Below are 22190 nucleotides of genomic sequence, written 5' to 3'. Positions count from 1 at the left end.
TAAGGTACAAGTCAGACAAAAGGCCGGATATCCTTGTTTAGCGGCAGTTTTCCCCGGTTTGGACATTTGCACCCTATACAGACCGCATTGCTGCGGTAAGGTGTAAGGGAAGCCATCTCAAAAATAAGAGGAGATTGCCAATGGCCCCAACCTCATATCAGCCCCCTACCCGCGGCGACAAGACCGATACAAGCACGCATAGCCAATCGGTTGAATCCAATCTGTCGCACTCGCAGACGACGGTGGCAAAATTGCTTGCGGGTAAAGGGGATGCTGTATTTGCGGTGCGCCCAAACGACACGATCCATTCGGTCGTGAATACCCTCAGTGAAAAGCGGATTGGTGCCGTGGTCGTGACCGACCAGAACGGCACCCTTCAGGGTATTCTGTCCGAACGTGACATCGTCCGACGCATGGCTGACACGCCCGGCCAGACCCTGCCGCAGTCCGTCGAAGATCTGATGACGCGCGAGGTCAAGACATGTTCACCAGACGATTTGTTGAATGATGTCCTGAAAACAATGACCGAAGGACGTTTTCGCCACATGCCCGTTGTTGGCGACGGCAAACTGCGCGGCGTCGTCACAATCGGTGACGTTGTTCATTTCCGGCTGAAAGAGCTCGAGTATGAAGCGTTACGCATGAAACAAATGATCGTAGGCTGATCCTTCCGGCAGAAATCCCTTGACCTTGGCTGACTGACAGTATCCTTGATGCCAAAATTTGTTCGGTTATAGGTCGAGGGTAAATGAAGCACGTTCTGGTAACGGGTACAGCGGGATTCATTGGGTTCCATCTTGCAAAACTGTTGCTTTCGGAAGGATTCCGGGTGCACGGCTATGACGGGATGACCGATTACTATGATGTCGCGTTGAAAAACCGCCGGCATCAAATGCTGCTGCAAAACCCTGGGTTTTCCGTTACCGAGGACTTGCTGGAAAATCACGAAAAACTCAAACAGGTTGGAGATGACTTTAAGCCTGACGTGATTGTGCACCTGGCTGGTCAGGCAGGCGTGCGTTACAGCCTGGAGGATCCGCGCAGCTATATCGACTCGAATATTGTGGGCACATTCAACGTGATGGAGGTTGCCCGCGAACATAAGGTTGAACACCTGTTGATGGCGTCCACCTCGTCGGTCTATGGCGCGAATGAGGTGATGCCCTTCACCGAGGTCGAAAAGGCCGACACGCCTCTGACCATCTATTCAGCTACCAAAAAGGCCAACGAGGCCATGGGCCATTCCTACGCGCATCTTTGGAACCTGCCCACAACTATGTTTCGGTTTTTTACCGTTTATGGCACTTGGGGGCGGCCGGACCTGGCGCTTTACAAGTTTGTGGATGCCATTCTGGATGACCGTCCGATCGATATCTACAATCATGGCGACATGTATCGCGATTTTACCAATGTGGGTGATCTTGTCCGCGGAATCCGGCTGTTGATTGACAGCCCGCCCGTGCGCCCCGACAGCGCGGATGACATCGAAGAAGGCGACAGCCTTTCGCCCGTAGCGCCCTGGCGCGTGGTCAATATCGGAAATGGCGACAAAGTGCGCCTGTTGGATTTCGTCGAGGCGATCGAAGAAGCTGTCGGCAAGAAAGCAATCAGAAACTATATGCCCATACAGATGGGCGATGTCCCGGCCACTTGGGCCGATACCGATCTGTTGCAGCGCTTAACCGGGTATCGCCCACAAACCGATTTCAAGGTCGGGATTGCCCAGTTCGTGGAATGGTTCCGCGACTATCACGGAAAATGAACTAAGTGCCGCATGCTCGAAACAAACCCCAATTCCCGTAAAATCTCCGTCATCGGCCTGGGTTATGTCGGCCTGCCACTGGCAGTGGCGTTTGCCGGGGTGGGCCCGGTCATTGGGTTTGATATCAATGCCAAACGCATTGACGCGTTGCGCGCGGGGCAGGATAGCACTCAGGAAGTTGAGCCCAATGATCTGAACGCAGCGACAGGTTTGACCTTTACTTCGGAACCTTCCGATCTGGCAGGATGTGATACCTTTATTGTGACGGTTCCAACGCCAATCACGGCGGGCAAACAACCGGATTTGTCGCCCTTGCTGAGTGCGTCCCAGACGGTCGGACATATCTTGAAAAAAGGTGACTTGGTGGTTTACGAGTCTACGGTCTATCCAGGTGCAACCGAGGAAGACTGTGTGCCGGTCCTCGAACGGGTTTCAGGGCTTACATTCAACAAGGACTTCTTTGCCGGATACAGCCCCGAGCGGATCAATCCGGGTGACAAGGCCCATCGGATCTCGGACCTTTGCAAGGTGACCTCGGGCTCGACACCCGAAGTTGCCGATCTGGTAGATGCGCTTTATGGCCGGATTATCGCGGCAGGTACGCACAAAGCGGAAAGCATCCGCGTAGCCGAAGCCGCGAAAGTTATCGAAAACGCCCAACGCGACCTGAACATCGCGCTGGTCAATGAACTGGCAATGATTTTTGGACGTCTGGGCATTGATACTGATGCCGTTCTGCGCGCAGCTGGTACCAAGTGGAATTTTTTGCCCTTCCGTCCTGGCCTGGTCGGCGGTCACTGCATCGGCGTTGACCCTTACTACCTGACACATAAGGCAGAGGCGGTCGGCCATCATCCACAGATCATTCAGGCCGGGCGACGCCTGAACGACAGCATGGGCAGCTATGTGGTGTCGCAACTGGTGAAGCGGATGACTCGCGTCGGGATTGACGTCGGATCAGCTCGCGTGCTGGTCATGGGGCTGACATTCAAGGAAAACTGCCCGGATCTGCGCAACACCAGGGTCGTCGACATCATAGACGAACTGAAGGATTATAGTATTGAGGTCGATGTGCATGACCCGCACGCCGATGCCTCCGAAGCACAGGGCGTGTATGGCATTTCCCTGGTCAACACCCCTAAGGAACACGCCTATGACGGCGTCGTTTTGGCCGTCGCACATCGAGAGTTTTTGAATGTCGAGCCCGCGCAAATCAGTGCTTTCGGAAAAGACACAAGCGTGGTCTTCGACGTCAAGTCGGTCCTACCGTTAGAGGCCAGCGACCTTCGCCTTTGAGCACAAAAGAAAACCGGCGCGTATGAGCGCCGGTTCTTTGTTTCTTACCCGCCGAAATCGTCGAGCATGATGTCTTCGCGGTCCACGCCCAGATCCAGCAGCATGTTGATGACCGACTGATTCATGATTGGAGGGCCACACATGTAGAACTCACAGTCCTCAGGTGCGGGGTGGTTCTTGAGATATTCTTCGAACAGAACATTGTGGATAAAGCCGGTGTAGCCTTTCCAATCGTCCTCTGGCTGCGCATCCGACAGGGCAACATGCCATTCGAAGTTGTCGAATTCCTCGGCCAGAGTGTCGAAATCCTCGACAAAGAACATCTCTTTCTTGGACCGTGCGCCGTACCAGAAGCTGATTTTGCGGTCGCGATTTTCCAGACGCTTGAGCTGGTCGAAGATGTGACTGCGCATGGGCGCCATACCGGCGCCACCGCCGATAAAGACCATCTCTTTCTGGGTGTCGCGGGCAAAGAACTCGCCAAACGGGCCCGAGATGGTGACCTTGTCACCCGGTTTCAGGTTGAAGATGTAAGACGACATCTGACCTGCTGGGATACCTTCGGAACCGGGAGGTGGCGAGGCAACGCGGACGTTCAGCATGATCATGCCTTTTTCATCCGGGTAGTTGGCCATTGAATACGCGCGCTCGATCGGTTCGTTCACAACCGATTCATACTGCCACAGATTGAAGCGGTCCCAATCTTCGCGGTATTCCTCTTCCACGTCGAAATCAGTGTATTTCAACGCATGCGCAGGGGCTTCGATCTGGATGTATCCGCCAGCGCGGAAATTCACGTCCTCGCCCTCGGGCAAATCCAGGGTCAGCGCTTTGATGAAGGTCGCCACGTTTTCGTTCGAGCGAACTGTGCATTCCCATTTCTTAACGCCAAAGACCTCTTCGGGAACTTCGATGTTCATGTCCTGCTTGACCGCAACCTGACAGGACAGGCGGTCGCCGCAAGACGCTTCGCGCTTGGTGATATGGCTTTCTTCAGTCGGCAGGATCGAACCGCCACCTGAATGAACACGCACGCGGCACTGCGCACAGGTGCCACCACCGCCGCAGGCAGAAGGCACAAACAGCTTTTCGGCCGCCAGTGTCTGCAGCAATTTGCCACCTGCGGGAACGGAAATGGTTTTTTCGCCGTTGATTGTGATGTTCACATCGCCAGTCGATACCAGTTTCGAACGGGCGGCCATGATGAGGGCCACCAAAGCGACAACGATCAGGGTGAAAAGGACGACGCCCAGGCTAAAAGTTTCCATTCGTCCCTCCTTACAGCTTCACGCCCGAGAAAGACATGAAGGCCATCGCCATCAGTCCCGCGGTGATGAAAGTGATGCCAAGGCCCTGCAAGCCATCCGGAATATCCGAGTACTTCAGCTTTTCACGAACACCCGCCATAGCGGTGATCGCCAGTGCCCAGCCAAAGCCCGAAGACACACCATAAGTGGCTGCTTCGGCAAAGTTATAGTCACGCTCGACCATAAACAGCGATCCCCCCAGAATGGCGCAGTTCACTGTGATAAGCGGCAGGAAGATCCCCAGCGCGTTGTAGAGCGGCGGGAAGTACTTATCCAGAACCATCTCAAGGATCTGCACCATCGCCGCGATCACGCCAATGTAGGAGATCAGACCAAGGAAGGTCAGGTCCACATCAGGGAAACCCGCCCAGGCCAACGCACCGGGCTTCAGCAGATAACTGAGCAGCAGGTTGTTCGTGGGAACGGTGATCGCCTGAACGACCATGACCGAGATGCCCAGACCCAGCGCGGTCGAGATCTTCTTGGACACGGCGATGAAGGTACACATCCCGAGGAAAAAGCTGAGTGCGAGGTTTTCAACAAAGATGGCCTTCACGGCCAGTGAAATCAGACCTTCCATCAGTGGGCCTCTACCTGCTGAATTTTGTATTCACGTTCTTCGACCTGGTTCGGCTTCCATGTGCGGAAGGCCCAGATGATCAGACCGATGATAAAGAACGCGGACGGCGGCAGCAGCAGCATGCCGTTGGGCACGTACCAGCCACCATTGTTGACGGTCTGCAGAATGGTGACGCCAAACAGCGATCCGTTGCCGAACAGCTCACGAATGAAACCGACCAGCAGCAGGATCAGGCCGTAGCCCATTCCGTTGCCCAGACCATCTATGAAGGACGCGACAGGCGGGTTCTTCATCGCAAATGCCTCGGCGCGGCCCATCACGATACAGTTGGTGATGATCAGACCGACAAAAACCGACAAGGTTTTCGAAATCTCAAAGGCGTAAGCCTTGAGAACCTGATCCACCAGGATCACCAGCGAGGCGATGATCACCATCTGGACGATAATCCGGATCGAGCCCGGGATCTGGTTGCGCAGGCATGAGATGAAGAAGGACGAGAACGAGGTCACGAAGGTAACCGCCAGCGCCATCACGAAGGAAACCTGCAGCGAAGAGGTTACCGCCAGTGCCGAACAGATACCCAGCACCTGCAGTGTGATCGGGTTGTTGTCGACAAGCGGGTCGACCAGCATCTCTCTCTTGGTCTGGGACATCAGAACTCTCCTGCTTGCAGTTTGGCCAGGAACGGAGCGAAGCCCGCATCACCCATCCAGAATTTCACCAGGTTATCAACGCCAACCGAGGTCAGCGTGGCACCGGCCAGCGCATCTACATAAAAGTCGGGGCCAGCGGCAGGTTGCGACTTGGATACTGTGATCTGCAGATCACCGGCATCATCCCGCAGCTTCTTGCCGTTCCACAACGCTTTCCAACGCGGATTGTCCACCTCGGCGCCAAGACCGGGGGTTTCGCCGTGCTGATAGAATTGAAGGCCGTAGATATCGTTGCCGTTGTTTTCCAGCGCGATAAAGCCATAAAGCGTCGACCACAGACCATAGCCGTGCAGCGGCAGGATCACCTTGTCCAACTCGCCGGATTCGTCGCGCAGCAGGTAGACAACACGGTACAACGCCTTGCGACCAATACCAGCCGGGTCATCGTCCAGCGCGACGCTCAGTTCTGGATCGCTTGCGGCGGCCAGATCGTCGAATGTTGCGGGATCGAACTGGTCGTCGACGAACTCACCCGTCGAAAGTTCAACAACGTGCGGCTCGAATGCGGCGAATGCCTCGGACACGTCGGTGCCGGGTTCGTAAACACCAGCTACCTGCAGAACGTTGATCTGCTTGTCCTTCAGCGCGTTGGCTTCCTGGACCGGGCGCAGGCTTACGGCTGCGGCTGACACAACCATCGAGGCCACCAGACAAACGGCGACGGCGATAAAGATCGTTTTACCGACCGAGTCCGGCGAGGCCGCCAGAAACTTGGCAATCGCGCCCTTGGGTTCTGGGGATTGCGTATCAGACATGGCGACGCGCCCTCCGTTTGATGTTTGCCTGAACGACGAAGTAGTCAATCAGCGGTGCAAAGACGTTACCGAACAGGATTGCCAGCATCATGCCTTCGGGGAAAGCGGGGTTCACCACACGGATCAACACAACCATGATACCGATCAGAGCACCGTAGATATACCGGCCCATGTTGGTATGGCTGGCTGAAACGGGCTCGGTCACCATGAAAGCCAGACCGAAAGCGTAACCACCGACGACGACGTGCCAGTACCATGGCATCGCGAACATCGGGTTGGTATCCGACCCAATGAGGTTGAACAGCAGCGTCAGACCTATGGTCCCAGCCAGACAGCCGACAATCAGGCGGAAATTGGCGATGCGCGTCATCAGCAGGAATGCCAGACCGATCATACAAGCCAGGGTCGAGGTCTCACCAAAGCTGCCCTGCATCTGACCCAGAAACGCATTCCACCATGTCAGCCCCTCAGTGGCCAACGCCTGATATCCTTCTGAGGCGGATACCGACAGCGCCGTCGCGCCTGAAAAGCCATCAACCGGGGTCCAGACCGTGTCACCCGACATGTTCGCCGGATAGGCAAAGTAAAGGAACGCACGACCGACAAGTGCTGGGTTCAGGAAGTTCTTGCCAGTGCCGCCAAAGACTTCTTTACCGATCACCACCCCGAAGATGATGCCCAACGCAACCTGCCAAAGTGGCGTAGATGCGGGCAAGATTAGCGTGTAAAGCATGGAAGTTACAAGGAAACCCTCGTTCACTTCATGGCCGCGAACAGTCGCAAAGATGACCTCGAAGATACCGCCTGCAACCAGAGTGACGATGTAAATCGGCAGGAAATACATCATCCCGTGCATCACATTGGCAAAGATGCTGGCGGGGTTCAGCGAGATACCGAACATCTGCAGGATGGCGATCCGCCAGCCAGTGGCTGAATCGGGTCCAAGCGCGGCAATGGCCGAGTTTGCCTGAAAGCCGGTATTGTACATTCCCCACAGGATACAGGGGATCGTGGCGATCACGACATATGTCATGATCCGCTTCATATCCACGTAGGACCGCGCATGGGGTGCAACGGAGGTTACGGTTTTCGGAGTGTAGATGAAGCTTTCGACCATCTCGTAGATGGGGAAATACTTCTCGTACTTGCCGCCTTTGGTAAAGTTCGGCTCGATCCGGTCAAAGAAGTTGCGCAAACCCATTCGGATCAGCCCTCCTTTTCAATCTTTGTCAGGCAGTCGCGCAGCGCCAGCCCATATTCATATTTCGCCGGACAGGCAAAGCCGATAAGGCCAAGGTCCTCTTCGTCCAGCTCCAGCGCACCTAGCGCCTGTGCAGTATCGGTGTCCATTACCAGCAAAGCGCGTAGCAATTGCGTCGGCAAATAGTCCTGCGGCATCAACTGTTCGAATGTACCGGTCGGAACCATCGCACGGCGTCCACCATTCAGATTTGACGTGAATGCAAACAGCTTCTTGGCAAAGGCCGAGCCAAGAACCGGCTGAACCGCGTATTTCGACGGCATTGGAAGAATCCAGCCCAACGTATGCTGATCATGGTCTTCGCGGATGATGCTGATCTGACGCGCGAAACGGCCCAGGTAGGCTTGTGGCCCCTCTGCATGACGGCCCGACAGGATCGAGCCCGAGATCACACGGGCCGTGCCGTCCACATTGATTTCGTCACGGGTAAGATCATCGGTCGAGGCCCCCATGACGGTGCGGATCAGGCGGGGTTGACGCGCGCCGGGGCCTGAAAGGGCAACCACGATGTTCGGATCCAGATGGCCCGTTTGCATCAGACGGCCAATCGCGATGACATCCTGATAGCCGATTGTCCAAACCTGCTTTTCGCCGGCCAGCGGCTCAAGGAAGTGGATGTGGGTTCCAGCCAGGCCTGCGGGGTGCGGTCCGGAAAATGCTGCGGTTTCAACACCCGGAACGTCGGCGCCCGATAGGGCTGCGCCCTCATTTTGGCACAGATACGTCTTGCCCTCGGTCAGCTTGGCAACTGCGCTCAGGCCGACAGCAAAGGCGTCACCTGCATCCTGGATAATGATCGCGGCATCAGCGGCCAGAGGCTCGCTATCCATCGCTGTCACGAAAATTGCCGTGGGCATGGTACCCGGTGCGGGCATCTTGGAATAGGGCCGCGTGCGGAAAGCGGTCCACAGGCCAGCCGCACATAGACGTTCGGTCACGCCCTCGGCGGTATCGGCATTGCCCACAGCCGAGAAATCCAGACCTGTGTCGTTGACGTCCGAGACTTCGATCACGACACTCTGCAACACCCGACGCGCACCACGGTTGATGGCCACGATCTTGCCGCTGAGCGGGGCGACCATCATCGCCTCGGGCACGTCCTTGTGGCAAAACAACGGTGTGCCCCGCTGAACCTCTTCACCCTCTTGAACCAGCATGCGCGGTTTCAGGCCCAGATAATCAGCCCCCAAAACCCCGACAGACCTGAATTCAGGACCCGGTTGGATCGTCTGCTCTGGCGCGCCTTGCACCGGCAGCTCCAACCCTTTTTTCAGTTTGAAAGTTTGCATGTCGCTACTGTCTTCCAAGCCTCTTTCCTGCAACACATCGTTCCCACCACTGCATAGTGGCACAAAACGATCTGTATGTGGGAGCCTGAGAGCAAAAAAGGCGCATAGCACCTGTTTTCATTCCAAGCTTCGTTTTGATCACGGTCCCTTTACGCGGGGATGTTGCCAAACGCAAACCCGTTGCTGCCTAAATTGCCGATATTTTGTCAAATTAACTTGAAGGACTGCCTTTTGAACCTGTTGAAATTGCATATCGCACCCGCAACACTTCCGGTGTAAGCACCCGGGATGGAACCAAACAACGATTTTGAGATTTTTCTGGTGGCAACGCCCGGCCTTGAAGCCCCGCTGCATGCCGAAGCGGTCGAGCAGGGATTCGCAGATACAAAGCCGGTACCCGGCGGCGTCACCTGTCGCGGCGGCTGGCCTGAAGTCTGGCGCGCGAACCTGTGTCTGCGCGGTGCGAACAAGGTTCTGGTGCGATTGGGCGGATTTCCCGCAGTTCATTTGGCACAACTGGATAAACGGGCCCGAAAATTTCCCTGGTCCGATTTTTTGCGCCCCGATGTGCCCGTCAAAGTCGAAGCGACAAGTCGAAAATCCCGAATCTACCATGCAGGGGCCGCCCGGCAACGTATCGAAGTGGCAATTACGGAAACTCTGGGCGCACCGGTTTCGCCCAATGCGGCCGTGCGCGTCCTGCTGCGCATCGAAAAGGACCTGTGCACATTTTCGATCGACAGTTCCGGCGAGCCTTTGCACAAACGCGGCCACAAACCGGCTGTCGCCAAAGCCCCGATGCGCGAAACGATGGCGGCAATGTTCCTCCGAGAGTGCGGATTTGATGGGTCCGAGCCAGTTTTGGATCCGATGTGCGGCTCTGGCACCTTTGTTATTGAAGCCGCCGAAATCGCGCTGGGGCTGCGCCCCGGCCGTTCTCGCAGCTTTGCCTTTGAAAATCTGCCAAGTTTTGACCCCAACGCCTGGTCCTCGATGCGCCAGCAACAACCTTTGGCCAAACCGGACGTCGTTTTTCATGGCTCAGACCGCAATAGCGGAGCGATTGAGGCCTCGACCAAAAACGCTGACCGGGCCGGGGTTGCCGATTTCACCATTTTTCAGGCGCGCTCGGTCAGCGACATAAAACCCCCGTCGGATGCCGCAGGTCTTGTTATTGTCAACCCACCCTATGGTGCCCGGATCGGGGATGAAAAACGCCTGCGATCCGTTTACGGCAGCTTGGGCAAGGTACTGCAAACCAAGTTCAAGGGCTGGCGTATCGGTATCGTGACCAGCAACGCAGGCCTGGCCCGATCCACCCGCCTGCCGCTGTTGCCCCCCGGGCCAATTGTGGACCACGGTGGCACCAAAATCCGACTGTATCAAACTGGTGTTTTAACCTGATCCGATGCCCGGGAACGACGAAGGCAATTCGCACAAACGACACGGAAACCCCCTTGCACATCCAAAAATGCAAGTATAGATCACGCGCCACGGTCGGAGTGTAGCTCAGCCTGGTAGAGCACTGTCTTCGGGAGGCAGGGGTCGGAGGTTCGAATCCTCTCACTCCGACCAATAAAACAAGGCGCCCAAGGGCGCCTTTGTTGTTTTCAGGACAGTGATCCAAATTTCGCTGAACCTGAGCATTGGCCGAACTCTAACGCATTGGCAGCTTTACGCAGGTGCTCGGGGCTATTAGGTACGCGGCGTCGCATTCCAAAGCTTTCGCCAAAGCCGAGACGCGATCCAATGCCACCTTGGCACTGGCCGCAAGGCGGTTCGTAGAAACGTTCCGGGGCTTTCAATCCAGACCGGACCATTTGATGTCTACCAACCACTTTTTTGCGGCCAAAATCGACGCTCGCCCAGTTTGGTCGACATGTGACAACAGCCATACATCGCGGGCGACCGGATTTGTCTGATCATCAAGTAAGAGGGCGCGGAGCCTTTTGTCGCCATCCGCGATTAACGATGGCAGCAGTGTTTTCCCTAGACCATTTGCCGTCGCTTCCAGTGCGGTTTCGACGTCAGCCACCCGGATATTGGCACGCCGCGTGCTTGAAGCAGAGATCGTTTTCTCAAGCCATTTGGCCTGCGGCAGGCTGGCGTTGGCATCATCATAGTTGATCCAGCCGAGATTTTCCGCGTCATCTGCTGAGATCTTTCGATCTACATATACGCCAAATTGCAGCTCGCCCAGTTTCTGGGCCTTAATGCGAAAGCCACCCTCGTATGGGCGGGCAAACCGCAGGGCCAGATCCGCCTCACGCCTGGAAAGGTCTAGATTGTCCGAGCTTGGAAACAGCTCGATCGTCAATTGAGGGTGCAACTGGCCAATCACGTCAATTTGGGGCACGAGAACGCGATTGATGATGACCGGTACAGAGGTGATCCGAACGACTCCTGACACGTGATCTGCCGTCCTGTCTGCACGTAATTGCAGCGCCCGGTTCGCGGACTCCATGGTTTCAGCGTAGCTGAGAATATCCAAGGCAGCATCGGTGGGTTCATATCGTCCCGCAGCGCTACTTAGAAACAGGGATAGGCCAAGATCAGATTCAAGCGCCTTGACCCTGCGTGCCACTGTTGTTTCGTTCACCCCTGTCGCCTGTGCGGCGGCTTTCAGCTTGCCGCCGCGAAAAAGGGCTAGGAAATATCTGAGATCATCCCAGTTTGTGCTCTGCATTTCTGCAGACTAGACTGGCAGAATATCCAATTCAATCGGCGAAACTGCTGTGCATTAATGATGGTGTTCGAAATAGGAGAACAGCTTATGAATTTCATCATTCTCTTCGAAGATGCACCGCAAACCGACCCTAGCATCCGCAAAAACCATATGCCGCAGCATCTAAGTTTCCTTGAACGCCACGCACCTAAAATTGAGGCGGCCGGCCCGTTGTCAGATCCCGAAAGACAAGGGCGCGATGGGCTTTGGCTGGTCGATGTGGACTCAATAGAAGACGCAGAAAGTCTGATCAAAGAAGATCCTTTCTGGGAGACAGGTTTACGTGCGTCATACTCAATAATCCCCTGGAGGCTGGTTTTTTCGGCAGGGTCGCGACTAATCTAGAAACTGTATTGCTTTCGGCGACCAAGAAGAACAGTCGCCGGATAGCCCAACAGCAAAGATGGATTTTATCGACCTTTCTCGGCGCTGCACGAACGGTGGCCCCCGGAATTGTCACATCATAATTTTCGCAAATAGGCCCAGGACACATATCCCTTGAGCTGACGCGCGCGATCAAGCGACACACGGCACCAACGAGTGCCACCAGTTTGTTCGCAACTGTGAACTCGCAGGGCAGTTCCATTTGGAAGCCCAACGATAACGATATACCCTGTTCCCGGCCCAGCACGCATTTTCAGCATGTCACCCTCTTCGACACCAAAAACCTCGTATCGTCCAAGTGAGGCCGCTTTTGCAGCCTCAGTGGTCATAAAAATCCCTAGAACAAATACTGCCAGGTGAAAGAAAATTGCGTTGCGCATCGGTTTTTCCTGCTTGTTGCCTCGGACATCATCTTAACGAACCGGATCGACGAGCGGAACGATTCCAAGCAATAACTTTAGGACGCCGACCGGCATCCAAAGTGTGCTCAACCCGAAATTGCGCGTCGTGAGGGCAAAACGGATGTTTGGTTTATGGATGTTCCCCCGGCACCCAGCCTTCGACTGCGTTGTTTCAGAACCTGTTTGGGTTGTCCTCATCCGCTCGCCGGACGTTCAGCGTCCGAATGCATGGCTGACGCAGGTCCGCACCTACATTGGGGGCATCGGTCTGACTTCATGGCCTAGCTTCCGGAACTGCCGGGCCCGGTGGTGACTCGATCCGCAGGCCTCCATGTCGTTGTGACTGGGCTCGGGGTTTTCGAGAATTCTACTGCCGGATCTCGGTAAAATCGTCTTGAAGAAGGTTTCGACCGGCATTCAGAAATTGAGCTGGGTACAGTGATTAAACAAAACCGGTAAATTTCCAAAGCGGTACCTTGAAACCTGGGCGGCAATTGTATACCGGTGCATACAAATACGATCGAGCGGGTTGCCCCACGCCTCTCAACAGCAGCAGATTCACACAAAGCGGAAACAGCCATGAGCCAGTATTCAGACTACTTGGATGAAATTGAAACGCGCAAAGAACAAGGGCTTAGCCCGAAACCCATCGACGATGGTGCGCTGGTCGAGGAAGTCATCGAACAAATCAAGGATAGTGGTCATCCGCATCGCGCAGATTCGCTGCACCACCTGATTTACAACACGTTGCCCGGCACAACCAGTGCTGCGGGTGCGAAGGCAACGTTCCTGAAGTCCATCGTCGTCGGCGAGGTAACAGTCGCAGAAATCTCGCCCGAATTCGCGTTCGAACTGCTGTCCCACATGAAGGGCGGACCGTCGGTTGACGTGCTTTTGGATGTTGCACTGGGCGACAAGCAAGACATAGCGGTTCAGGCGGGCGAGGTTCTGAAAACTCAGGTCTTCCTGTACGAGGCTGATACGGACCGCCTGAAAGCTGCCTATGAGGCGGGCAACAAGATTGCTGCGGATCTCCTTGAGAGCTACTCCAAGGCCGAATTTTTTACCAAGCTGCCTGATGTGGACGAAGAAATCCAAGTTGTCACATATATTGCAGCCGAGGGTGACATTTCCACTGACCTTCTGTCGCCGGGCAATCAGGCGCACTCGCGTTCCGATCGCGAGCTGCATGGCAAATGCCTGATCTCCGAGGCCGCACAAAAAGAGATTGAAGCGCTGAAGTTGCAGCACCCCGACAAGCGCGTGATGCTGGTTGCGGAAAAAGGCACTATGGGCGTTGGTTCGTCGCGGATGTCGGGCGTCAACAACGTGGCGCTTTGGACCGGCAAGCAAGCCAGCCCGTACGTGCCTTTCGTCAATTTTGCACCAGTCGTGGCTGGCACAAACGGCATTTCGCCCATCTTTCTGACAACCGTGGGCGTGACCGGCGGTATCGGTGTCGACCTGAAGAACTGGGTCAAGAAAGTGGACGAGGATGGTAAGGCGATCCTCAACAACGATGGCAACCCGATCTTGGAACAGCGCTATTCGGTTGAGACCGGCACCGTGTTGACCATCAACACGAAAAAGAAAAAGCTCTATAGCGCGGATGGCAGTGAAGAATTGGTCGACATGGCCGGCTCTTTCACGCCGCAAAAGATGGAGTTCATGAAAGCTGGCGGCTCTTATGCCATCGTCTTTGGCAAGAAACTGCAGACATTTGCGTGTGAGACGCTGGGCATCGAACTGAAGTCGGCCTTCGCTCCTGCGAAGGAAGTCAGCCATGAAGGTCAGGGACTGACGGCCGTCGAAAAGATCTTTAATGCCAATGCGCGCGGTGCGACCCCGGGCAAAGTGTTACATGCCGGTTCTGACGTGCGCGCCAAAGTCAATATCGTGGGCTCTCAGGACACCACCGGTCTGATGACCAGTCAGGAGCTTGAGGCTATGGCCGCCACCGTCCTGTCGCCCAGTGTCGATGGTGCCTATCAATCTGGTTGTCATACTGCCTCGGTTTGGGATCTCAAGGCGCAGGCCAACACCCCGCGCCTGATGGCGTTCATGCACAAATTCGGCCTGATTACTGCGCGTGATCCCAAGGACGTGTACCACGCGATGACAGACGTCATTCACAAGGTGCTCAACGACATCACCGTGGATGACTGGGCCATCATCATCGGCGGCGACAGCCATACGCGGATGTCCAAAGGCGTGGCCTTTGGTGCGGACTCGGGCACGGTTGCACTGGCGCTGGCCACGGGTGAGGCGACAATGCCTATCCCGGAATCCGTCAAGGTGACGTTCAAGGGCGAAATGGCACCGCACATGGATTTCCGCGACGTGGTGCACGCGACGCAGGCGCAGATGCTGGCGCAACACGGCGACAACGTATTCCAGGGTCGCATCATCGAAGTGCATATCGGTACGCTGCTGGCGGATCAGGCCTTTACCTTCACCGACTGGACGGCCGAGATGAAGGCCAAGGCGTCGATCTGTATCTCGAACGACGATACGCTGATTGAATCGCTGGAAATCGCCAAGTCGCGGATCAAGATCATGATCGAGAAGGGCATGGATAACGATGTTCAGATGCTGCAGGGCCTGATCGACATCGCGGACAAACGTATCGACGAAATTCGCTCGGGTGAAAAATCGGCCCTGCGCCCTGATGACAACGCCATATACTTTGCCGAAGTCGTCGTGGATCTGGATCAGATCGTCGAACCGATGATCGCCGACCCCGATGTGAACAATGCCGATGTGTCCAAGCGTTATACCCACGACACGATCCGCCCGATCTCGTACTACGCTGCTGAAAAGAAGGTTGATCTCGGCTTTGTGGGCTCCTGCATGGTGCACAAGGGCGACATCAAGATCGTGGCCCAGATGTTGCGCAATCTCGAAGACGAGTATGGCAAGGTCGAGTTCAAGGCCCCGCTTGTTGTTGCCGCACCGACATACAACATCGTTGATGAGCTGAAAGAAGAAGGTGATTGGGCAATTTTGCAGAAGTATTCGGGCTTTGAATTCGATGACCTGTTCCCCAAGCAAACCGCACGGACCGAGTACGAGAATATCCTCTATCTTGAGCGCCCGGGCTGTAACCTTTGCATGGGCAACCAGGAAAAAGCCGCCAAAGGCGACACCGTATTGGCCACGTCCACCCGTCTGTTCCAAGGCCGTGTTGTAGCGGACAGTGAGACAAAGAAGGGTGAATCCCTTCTGGGTTCGACCCCGGTTGTTGTTCTGTCAGCTATTCTGGGTCGTACGCCGACGCTGGAGGAATATAAAGTCGCAGTCGAAGGCATTGACCTGACCAAATTTGCACCACCGATGGAAGTACCTGGTACTGCCCGCTCGGTGCATTTCTAATACAAAAGCGGGTGCGGCGAATGTTGTCGCACCCGCTTTACCCCAACCTGCCCGACGCTTGGTAAAAACGGCGCATTACAATGGGGGTCAGGTACATCGGGATCTGATAGGCCCCGATGAACACCAAAAGTGGCGCCGTTACCTCGGGTGGCAACGCAATCAGGAAAATCGCGACATTCCGGTTTCCGGCGACAATGGATAAAGCGGTGGCTTTGTCGGCAGCCACTCGGTTGCGTGTCAGAAAAAACATCACCAGTTGCGCGCCGAAATTAGCCAGACATGCGATCCCGACCCAAAAAATCGCAAGACCGGGGTCAACAAGAGCTGTCGCGGTCACGGACGGCATCAAGCCGATCACAAATACGGCGAGTGTGATTGTTGCCAACCCTTCTAAATTTTTTAGCGTGGTTTGGGATGGGTTTCTCAGAAACGCGAGGCGCAACAACACGGCTGCAACAGTCGCCCCCGCAATCGTCACAAACAGGCGCAAGACGGCGATCAGAACGGATTGAAAGTTTCCCAACTCGGGCATCAGAACGAATATGGGAAACACGGTCAACGGCAATACGGCGGTCCCGATCACCATCAGGCGCATGGCGTGTTCTGCCGAATGTCCCATCATCAGGCACATATTCGCACTGCCCGAGATGGACGGAGCCGCGGCCATGATCAGCAGAGACAAAAAGACCGGCGTGCCGGTCCATCCACCGATCATGCCAATAGTCACAACTAATAGCGGCAAAACCAGCTGGAACGCGATCACTGTATTTGCCACCTGGCGTAAATCGACCAATGACCCCAACAACAAAGAAGGCTCAATTCTAAGGACAGTCAGAAACAGCAGCAGTGCGACAAGCGGCGGCAAGACCGCCCGCATCGGCTCGGCCAGCGCAGGCAGCAACAATCCAGCAGCCAGTCCTGCGACCAGTACATAAGGACCGTTACGCGCCGCCAGATGAAGTGGGTTCAAAGCCCCCTACCCGCCCGGGCTTTGCCTAAGGTTTTCCGGCAGCCATGTGGCCAGTTCCGGGAACCAGATCAGGACGAAGACCATCACCACCATGATCAGAAACATCGGAATTGCCGCGCGGGCGATATAGCTCATCTCATGGTTCGTCATGCCTTGCATCACAAACAGGTTGAAGCCGATCGGCGGCGTGATCTGCGCCATTTCAACGACAACCACGATAAAGATACCGAACCAGATGAGGTCGATACCTGCATCCCGGATCATCGGTTCCACCACGGCCATGGTCAGAACGACTGATGAGATACCGTCAAGGAAACACCCCAGAATGATGTAAAAGACCAGTAGAACCATCAACAGTTCAAACCGCGTCAGCTCCCATCCGGCGATCAGATCAGCCAAACCGCGCGGCAGGCCCGTAAATCCCATGGACAGAGACAGGAACGCGGCCCCGGCCAGGATCAGAGCGATCATCGCACTGGTCCGGGTGGCCCCCATCAGGCTTTCAGTAAACGTCTTCCAGGTCAGGGACCCCTGCCCTGCGGCCAGCAACAGACCACCGATCACGCCGAAGGCAGCGGCTTCGGTCGCCGTGGCATAGCCCAGATACATCGACCCGATCACCACCATGATCAGCAGGATTACCGGCAACAGGAAGCGTGAGTTCTTGAGCTTTTCAGAAAAGCTCAGTTTGCTCTCACTGTTTGGGTTCCAGTCTTTCCCGAATTTCGAATAAATCGCGACGTATCCCATGAACATCGTCGCCAGCACCAATCCGGGCAGAATACCTGCAAAGAACAGCTTAGTGATCGATTCATTGATGGTCACGCCATACACGATCAGCGTCAATGACGGTGGGATCATCAGGCCCAGTGTTGCCGCGCCGGTCAGTGTTCCGATGATCATTCGTTCGGGGTAATTGCGCTTACGCAGTTCAGGGATGGACATCTTGCCAACCGTCGTCAGTGTCGCCGCCGACGATCCGGATACGGCGGCAAAGACTGTGCAGCCCACGATATTGGTGTGCACCAATCCACCGGGCAAAGGTGCCATCCACGGCGACAGACCTTTGAACATGTCCTCGGATAATCGCGTTCGATACAGGATTTCGCCCATCCAGATGAACATCGGCAGCGCGGTCAGGGTCCAGGACGAGGACGCCGACCAGATGGTGGTGATCATCACGTCGCCGACGGGCCGTGTCGTGAACAGCTCCATCCCGACCCAGGCAACGCCCATAAGCGCCAGACCGACCCAGACGCCGGTGCCCAACAGGGTGAAAAGAACAAAGAGGAAGAGGATGATGACAGACAGATTTTCCATGCGCTTATTCCCCGTGGCTCTGATCGGCCAGATCGCGGACGATACGGTGATTGCCACGGAAGAGGACGTGGACCAGATGATCGGTCAGGGCGATTGCAAGAATGACCCCGCCGATCAGCATCGCAGACTGCGGAATCCACAGCGCGGTTTTGTCCTGACCCTGACTGATGTCGTTGAACTTCCAGCTCCAATAGACAAAGCGATAAGCGTACCAGCAAAAGTACCACATCACCGCTGTACCAACGGAAAAACACCATATCTCAAGGAAGCGGCGAACCCGATCGGGAACCGCATTGAGCAGGATAGACACACGAATGTGGCTGCCTCGGTTCAGCGCATTGGCAAAGGCCAGAAAGGACGCGGCGGCCATCGCATAGCCCGCGTAATCGGGGGCGCCGGGAAAAACCTCACCGGTCCAGCGGGCCAGCATTTGCACAACGATCAGCAGCAAAATGGCGATCAGGCTAAGCGCTGCCAGAACCCCTGCTGCCTGATAGATGAAATCCAATACGGACCTGAGCCCTCGTAGTGCCGCCATGCTGTCCCCACTATTAGTTATTCTATGGAAACGGGCGGCAGGTTGATCCGCCGCCCATCCTTGGCCAGTTACTGAGACGAATTGAACGCATCGACGATGGCCTTGCCCTCGTCACCTGCGGCCTCAAGCCACTCATTGGTCATGGTGACACCGATCTCTTTCAGCTCGTTTGTCATCTGTTCAGAGGCCGGACCAACCGTCATGCCGCCATCACGCAGACCTTGCAGGGTAAAGCCGGTGTATTCCTTGGCACGCCAGTTGCCAGCATACTCGGCAAGCTCAGCGCAGGCCTTGATGACGTTCTTGTTGGCATCAGAAACGCCAGCCCAGATGTCTGAGTTGACCATGACGTAGTTGCGCGGCAACCACGCGTCTACTTCGTAGAAATAATTCAGGCTTTCCCAAACCTTGCGATCATACCCGGTCGATCCCGACGACACCATCGAGTCCGCGACACCAGTGGCAAAAGCCTGGCTGATTTCTGCAGCCTCGATCGTCACAGGCAGCATTCCAGTCAGCTCAGCTAGGCGGGATGTGGCATTGTTGTAGGACCGGAACTTGATGCCTTCCATGTCGGCGACCGAGTTCACCTCATCTTTGAAGTACAGTCCTTGCGGCGGCCACGGCACGGCATAAAGCAACGTCAAGTTCTGTTCAGCCAGCAGATTTTCGATCGAGGGCCTTGCGGCCTCCCATAGCTTGGCGCTGTCATCGAACGACGTTGCCAGGAATGGGATCGAGTCGAACCCAAACAGTGCGTTTTCGTTCTGGTGACCGGACAGCAGACGCTCACCAATTGGTGCTTGCCCGGTTTGAATGGCACGCTTGATGTCGGCGCCTTTGAACAACGACCCGGACGGATGCGTGACGATTTCAACCTCGCCACCGGTGCCTGTGGTCACGCATTTGGCAAATTCCGCACCCGTGGCCGAATGGAAGTTCGATGCCGAATATGCCATTGGCATATCCCATTTCTCGGCCATCGCCGGTGCGGTTGCTGCGGCTGTCAAAGCGGTTGCCGCCAGAAGGCTTGTCAATTTCTTCATCTTTTTCTCCCTGTTTAATTTTGTGTTGCCGGCTTGTGTTACCGGACATTTCTTAAGTCGCGTAGCGAGACGGCGCATAGACGCTCATGTCTGCGTTTGGGGTCCTGCCCGCGATCATCTGCGCCAGCAGACGTCCTGTTTTCGGCCCGCCCGTGAGGCCGATATGATGGTGGCCAAACCCCATAAACGCTCCGTCAATTCCCGGCACCTCGCCGATGATCGGGATCGAGTCTGCCGGCGCGGGCCTGTGCCCCATCCATTCTACTTCGTCCTTCCATGTCACTCCCGGAAAGGCCGCCCGGGCATTCTTGCGCATCAGTTCGAACGGTGCCCTCGAAGGCGGCGCATCCAGCCCGCCGAATTCGACAATCCCAGCCAGCCGGATGCGGCCGTCCATCGGCGTGGCAACGAACTTGCCCGAAGCAACCATAACCGGACTTTTCGGCATCGCGGAAGGTTCCACCAATTCAAGATGATAACCACGTTCTGTCTCCAGTGGAACAGAAACGCCCAATTTGCTGGCCAAAGGTCCCGACCAGACGCCCGCAGTCACAATTGCAGTGTCACACGGGATGGTCTCACCAGCCACCCGAACGCCTGAGACTTTGCCATTCTCGTGTACGACATCCTCAACAGCAGCACGGATGACCCTGCCGCCGTTGGCCTCGACATGTGCCGCGAGGTCTTTCACGTACCGCCCGGGATCGGTAATGTGTCCGTGATCGGAAAGTTTGGCAGCAAACCCGATATCTTTGCTGTAGATCGGGTCGTAGGCGTGGAACGCGGCACCCTCTAGTTCTTCCCACTTGAACCCGTGCTTGCGCCGAACACCCCAACCAAAGGCATCGCCTTCGAAATGCTGGCGGTTTTCGTAGAGGAACAGGTAGTCGGATGGCACAATCCATCTCTCGGCCGTCGTACCCTGAGCCAGGGCCTGATGATCGTTTAGGCTGTCTCCGACAATGGGGGTTAGCGCGGCCGCTATACGTTCGACGTCGCCTGCGTTTGCGTGTTTCAGATAGCGCGTCAACCACGGCAAGAGCTTGGGTACATAGCCCCATTTCATGAACAAAGGTTGCGACGGGTCAAACAGCATCCTGGGCGCTTTTTTCAAAAGCCCCGGCACCGTGACCGGAATAATCGAGCAAGAGGCCAGCACACCGCCATTGCCATGCGAAGTGCCCTCTCCGGGGCCGGCCTTGTCGATCAGGATGACATCATGTCCGTCACGTTGCAGCCAGACGGCGGTCGAGACACCAACGATACCGGCACCGATAATGGCAATTGTCTTTTTCTCGCTCATGCCGCCACCGCTTTGGAAACAGCATAGTGGTTCAGCTTTGCCTCGTCCGGCTTCCCTCCAAGACCCGGTGTGTCGGGGACTATGACCTGGCCCTGTTTCACCTTGAAAGGCTCCTCAAGAATGTCTTCTGCCAAGAAATAAGAGGCCTGATAAAACTCACAGCCCAGCGTAATTTCCGGTGTGGCGGCGATCATTTGAGTGCCTGCCACATGTGCCAGGCCAGCCTCAAACATATCTCCGCCATAAGCACTCAGGCCGTGTGCTGCAGCCATACGAGCGACTGTTTGCCCGCGCACCAGACCTCCGGATTTCATGATTTTGATCGACACACCGTCGCAGATCCCTTCGCTTGCAGCCCGTTCCATATCCTCGGGGCCAAAAACGCTTTCATCGGCCAGTAGCGGCACATCCGTCATTTGCCGTAGCTTCGCCATCATGCCGTAGTGATGTGCGCGTACCGGTTGTTCGATGAAATCGGGATTGAACGATGCTACGTCCCGTACCCGCGCCGGTGCGTCCTCGATTGACAGACCTTGATTGTAATCTACGCGCACCGAGAACTGTGGGTAATGCTTCGCCAAAAACTCAAACCGCATGATATCGAAAGCATGATCCTTGAACCCAGTCTTCAGCTTCACGATCCGTACACCGTCGTCCTGCAAACGGGCCAGAAGATCTATATCCTGCGCAAAATCGGGGTTGGCGATAGAGCAACTGAGCGGGATCGCGTCGCGGCATTTCCCTCCCAACAAGGCCCAGACAGGAACGGCGCTGATCCGGCCCGTCAAATCAAGCAAAGCCGCTTCCAGCGCCGCTTTAGCCTCGGTGCAATGCGCAACCGCATATGCGGCCTGCGCCATGATGGCGGCTCTGTCAGCAACCCTCGCCCCCATGACCAACGGACGCAGATACCTATTTAATGCGGCGTAAGTTGCTTCGGGCGTTCCGGTGAATACGGACCAGGGTGAGGCTTCGCCATATCCGTGGCTACCATCCTCGGACGTCAGGCGTAGGACAACGACCTCGCACACACCTTCGACAGATCCAATACCGTGGTCCCGGCGAGATGTGACAGGCAGTTCAAGATGCCACAGGTCGTAGCCGATGATTTGTTGTGTCAGATCGACCATTCGTCCTCCCCAGCGGTAGGTGGAAGCCTGCCTTGACC

General features: G+C 55.9%; 20 protein-coding genes and 1 tRNA gene. 7 read left to right on the top strand and 14 right to left on the bottom strand.

What is annotated here, in order from left to right; genetic code table 11:
- The first annotated feature begins 140 nt into the window (after positions 1-140).
- From QMP16_RS08780 to tviB, 3 genes are all read left to right on the top strand, one after another.
- On the top strand, positions 141-665 hold the full coding sequence (locus QMP16_RS08780; RefSeq protein ID WP_058277144.1) for a CBS domain-containing protein: 525 nt from the start codon (positions 141-143) through the stop codon (positions 663-665).
- 83 nt (positions 666-748) lie between these two features.
- Positions 749-1762 (top strand): GDP-mannose 4,6-dehydratase, encoded by a 1014-nt coding sequence (locus QMP16_RS08775; RefSeq protein WP_282152053.1) that lies wholly within the window; start codon positions 749-751, stop codon positions 1760-1762.
- A 12-nt stretch (positions 1763-1774) separates the two neighbouring features.
- The gene (gene tviB, locus QMP16_RS08770; protein WP_282152052.1) at positions 1775-3058 is read left to right on the top strand and encodes a Vi polysaccharide biosynthesis UDP-N-acetylglucosamine C-6 dehydrogenase TviB; all 1284 of its coding nucleotides are present in this window, start codon (positions 1775-1777) and stop codon (positions 3056-3058) included.
- 44 nt (positions 3059-3102) lie between these two features.
- Here tviB and nqrF read toward each other — a convergent pair whose 3' ends face one another.
- Genes nqrF through QMP16_RS08740 form a run of 6 tightly spaced genes read right to left on the bottom strand, consistent with a single transcriptional unit; the run spans position 3103 to position 8963 of the window.
- Positions 3103-4326, bottom strand: a complete 1224-nt coding sequence (gene nqrF, locus QMP16_RS08765; protein WP_058277141.1) for an NADH:ubiquinone reductase (Na(+)-transporting) subunit F — start codon at positions 4324-4326, stop codon at positions 3103-3105.
- Between the two features lie 10 nt (positions 4327-4336).
- Positions 4337-4945, bottom strand: coding sequence for an NADH:ubiquinone reductase (Na(+)-transporting) subunit E (nqrE, locus tag QMP16_RS08760; RefSeq protein ID WP_058272100.1), 609 nt, complete (start codon positions 4943-4945; stop codon positions 4337-4339).
- The gene (locus QMP16_RS08755; RefSeq protein ID WP_058277140.1) at positions 4945-5598 is read right to left on the bottom strand and encodes an NADH:ubiquinone reductase (Na(+)-transporting) subunit D; all 654 of its coding nucleotides are present in this window, start codon (positions 5596-5598) and stop codon (positions 4945-4947) included. The genes nqrE and QMP16_RS08755 overlap by 1 nt, the downstream gene beginning before the upstream one ends.
- Entirely contained in the window at positions 5598-6413 is an 816-nt protein-coding gene (locus QMP16_RS08750) for a Na(+)-translocating NADH-quinone reductase subunit C (protein ID WP_058272102.1), read from the bottom strand. Before QMP16_RS08750 ends, QMP16_RS08755 begins: the two co-directional genes overlap by 1 nt.
- The gene (locus tag QMP16_RS08745) at positions 6406-7614 is read right to left on the bottom strand and encodes an NADH:ubiquinone reductase (Na(+)-transporting) subunit B (RefSeq protein WP_282152051.1); all 1209 of its coding nucleotides are present in this window, start codon (positions 7612-7614) and stop codon (positions 6406-6408) included. Before QMP16_RS08745 ends, QMP16_RS08750 begins: the two co-directional genes overlap by 8 nt.
- A gap of 5 nt (positions 7615-7619) precedes the next feature.
- Positions 7620-8963: a Na(+)-translocating NADH-quinone reductase subunit A gene (locus QMP16_RS08740; protein ID WP_282152050.1), complete on the bottom strand. Its 1344-nt coding sequence runs from the start codon at positions 8961-8963 to the stop codon at positions 7620-7622.
- A 288-nt stretch (positions 8964-9251) separates the two neighbouring features.
- On the opposite strand from QMP16_RS08740, the gene QMP16_RS08735 reads away from it, so the two are divergent.
- Both QMP16_RS08735 and QMP16_RS08730 read left to right on the top strand, forming a co-directional pair.
- Positions 9252-10367, top strand: a complete 1116-nt coding sequence (locus tag QMP16_RS08735; RefSeq protein WP_282152049.1) for a THUMP domain-containing class I SAM-dependent RNA methyltransferase — start codon at positions 9252-9254, stop codon at positions 10365-10367.
- A gap of 94 nt (positions 10368-10461) precedes the next feature.
- Positions 10462-10538, top strand: a tRNA-Pro gene (locus tag QMP16_RS08730).
- A gap of 226 nt (positions 10539-10764) precedes the next feature.
- Here the strand turns inward: QMP16_RS08730 and QMP16_RS08725 are convergent.
- Positions 10765-11649 (bottom strand): LysR family transcriptional regulator, encoded by an 885-nt coding sequence (locus QMP16_RS08725; protein ID WP_282152048.1) that lies wholly within the window; start codon positions 11647-11649, stop codon positions 10765-10767.
- Positions 11650-11736: 87 nt separating this feature from the next.
- On the opposite strand from QMP16_RS08725, the gene QMP16_RS08720 reads away from it, so the two are divergent.
- Positions 11737-12033 carry a YciI family protein gene (locus tag QMP16_RS08720; protein WP_282152047.1) on the top strand — a complete coding sequence of 99 codons (297 nt, stop codon included), beginning with the start codon at positions 11737-11739 and terminating at the stop codon, positions 12031-12033.
- 116 nt (positions 12034-12149) lie between these two features.
- On the opposite strand, the gene QMP16_RS08715 is transcribed toward QMP16_RS08720, so the two are convergent.
- The gene (locus QMP16_RS08715; protein WP_282152170.1) at positions 12150-12401 is read right to left on the bottom strand and encodes an SH3 domain-containing protein; all 252 of its coding nucleotides are present in this window, start codon (positions 12399-12401) and stop codon (positions 12150-12152) included.
- 651 nt (positions 12402-13052) lie between these two features.
- On the opposite strand from QMP16_RS08715, the gene QMP16_RS08710 reads away from it, so the two are divergent.
- Positions 13053-15845: a bifunctional aconitate hydratase 2/2-methylisocitrate dehydratase gene (locus tag QMP16_RS08710; protein ID WP_282152046.1), complete on the top strand. Its 2793-nt coding sequence runs from the start codon at positions 13053-13055 to the stop codon at positions 15843-15845.
- Between the two features lie 37 nt (positions 15846-15882).
- Here QMP16_RS08710 and QMP16_RS08705 read toward each other — a convergent pair whose 3' ends face one another.
- From QMP16_RS08705 to QMP16_RS08680, 6 genes are all read right to left on the bottom strand, one after another.
- Complete coding sequence (locus tag QMP16_RS08705; protein ID WP_282152045.1) at positions 15883-16815, bottom strand: hypothetical protein; 933 nt, start codon at positions 16813-16815, stop codon at positions 15883-15885.
- 6 nt (positions 16816-16821) lie between these two features.
- Positions 16822-18135, bottom strand: coding sequence for a TRAP transporter large permease (locus QMP16_RS08700; protein ID WP_058272117.1), 1314 nt, complete (start codon positions 18133-18135; stop codon positions 16822-16824).
- A gap of 4 nt (positions 18136-18139) precedes the next feature.
- A complete protein-coding gene (locus QMP16_RS08695; RefSeq protein WP_113788635.1) occupies positions 18140-18673 on the bottom strand; it encodes a TRAP transporter small permease in 534 nt (177 codons plus the stop codon).
- 68 nt (positions 18674-18741) lie between these two features.
- A complete protein-coding gene (locus QMP16_RS08690; protein WP_282152044.1) occupies positions 18742-19719 on the bottom strand; it encodes a TRAP transporter substrate-binding protein in 978 nt (325 codons plus the stop codon).
- 52 nt (positions 19720-19771) lie between these two features.
- Positions 19772-21022: an NAD(P)/FAD-dependent oxidoreductase gene (locus QMP16_RS08685; RefSeq protein WP_282152043.1), complete on the bottom strand. Its 1251-nt coding sequence runs from the start codon at positions 21020-21022 to the stop codon at positions 19772-19774.
- Positions 21019-22152, bottom strand: coding sequence for an enolase C-terminal domain-like protein (locus QMP16_RS08680; RefSeq protein ID WP_282152042.1), 1134 nt, complete (start codon positions 22150-22152; stop codon positions 21019-21021). Before QMP16_RS08680 ends, QMP16_RS08685 begins: the two co-directional genes overlap by 4 nt.
- Positions 22153-22190 lie beyond the last annotated feature (38 nt).

It is taken from the genome of Ruegeria atlantica (assembly GCF_947495585.1).
GTDB classification, from domain to species: Bacteria; Pseudomonadota; Alphaproteobacteria; order Rhodobacterales; family Rhodobacteraceae; genus Ruegeria; species Ruegeria atlantica_G.
Note: the sequence above shows the minus strand (reverse complement) of the source record. Positions and strands in the feature narration are given on the sequence as shown.

What these genes read in the sequence shown, in the direction of transcription:
- tviB (WP_282152052.1), top strand. Translation starts at nt 1,775, where the DNA reads ATGCTCGAAACAAACCCCAATTCCCGTAAAATCTCCGTCATCGGCCTG.
- QMP16_RS08750 (WP_058272102.1), bottom strand. Translation starts at nt 6,413, where the DNA reads ATGTCTGATACGCAATCCCCAGAACCCAAGGGCGCGATTGCCAAGTTT.
- QMP16_RS08685 (WP_282152043.1), bottom strand. Translation starts at nt 21,022, where the DNA reads ATGAGCGAGAAAAAGACAATTGCCATTATCGGTGCCGGTATCGTTGGT.
- QMP16_RS08710 (WP_282152046.1), top strand. Translation starts at nt 13,053, where the DNA reads ATGAGCCAGTATTCAGACTACTTGGATGAAATTGAAACGCGCAAAGAA.
- QMP16_RS08700 (WP_058272117.1), bottom strand. Translation starts at nt 18,135, where the DNA reads ATGGAAAATCTGTCTGTCATCATCCTCTTCCTCTTTGTTCTTTTCACC.
- QMP16_RS08775 (WP_282152053.1), top strand. Translation starts at nt 749, where the DNA reads ATGAAGCACGTTCTGGTAACGGGTACAGCGGGATTCATTGGGTTCCAT.
- nqrE (WP_058272100.1), bottom strand. Translation starts at nt 4,945, where the DNA reads ATGGAAGGTCTGATTTCACTGGCCGTGAAGGCCATCTTTGTTGAAAAC.
- QMP16_RS08690 (WP_282152044.1), bottom strand. Translation starts at nt 19,719, where the DNA reads ATGAAGAAATTGACAAGCCTTCTGGCGGCAACCGCTTTGACAGCCGCA.
- QMP16_RS08735 (WP_282152049.1), top strand. Translation starts at nt 9,252, where the DNA reads ATGGAACCAAACAACGATTTTGAGATTTTTCTGGTGGCAACGCCCGGC.
- QMP16_RS08740 (WP_282152050.1), bottom strand. Translation starts at nt 8,963, where the DNA reads ATGCAAACTTTCAAACTGAAAAAAGGGTTGGAGCTGCCGGTGCAAGGC.
- QMP16_RS08755 (WP_058277140.1), bottom strand. Translation starts at nt 5,598, where the DNA reads ATGTCCCAGACCAAGAGAGAGATGCTGGTCGACCCGCTTGTCGACAAC.
- QMP16_RS08715 (WP_282152170.1), bottom strand. Translation starts at nt 12,401, where the DNA reads ATGACCACTGAGGCTGCAAAAGCGGCCTCACTTGGACGATACGAGGTT.
- QMP16_RS08745 (WP_282152051.1), bottom strand. Translation starts at nt 7,614, where the DNA reads ATGGGTTTGCGCAACTTCTTTGACCGGATCGAGCCGAACTTTACCAAA.
- nqrF (WP_058277141.1), bottom strand. Translation starts at nt 4,326, where the DNA reads ATGGAAACTTTTAGCCTGGGCGTCGTCCTTTTCACCCTGATCGTTGTC.
- QMP16_RS08780 (WP_058277144.1), top strand. Translation starts at nt 141, where the DNA reads ATGGCCCCAACCTCATATCAGCCCCCTACCCGCGGCGACAAGACCGAT.
- QMP16_RS08695 (WP_113788635.1), bottom strand. Translation starts at nt 18,673, where the DNA reads ATGGCGGCACTACGAGGGCTCAGGTCCGTATTGGATTTCATCTATCAG.
- QMP16_RS08720 (WP_282152047.1), top strand. Translation starts at nt 11,737, where the DNA reads ATGAATTTCATCATTCTCTTCGAAGATGCACCGCAAACCGACCCTAGC.
- QMP16_RS08725 (WP_282152048.1), bottom strand. Translation starts at nt 11,649, where the DNA reads ATGCAGAGCACAAACTGGGATGATCTCAGATATTTCCTAGCCCTTTTT.
- QMP16_RS08680 (WP_282152042.1), bottom strand. Translation starts at nt 22,152, where the DNA reads ATGGTCGATCTGACACAACAAATCATCGGCTACGACCTGTGGCATCTT.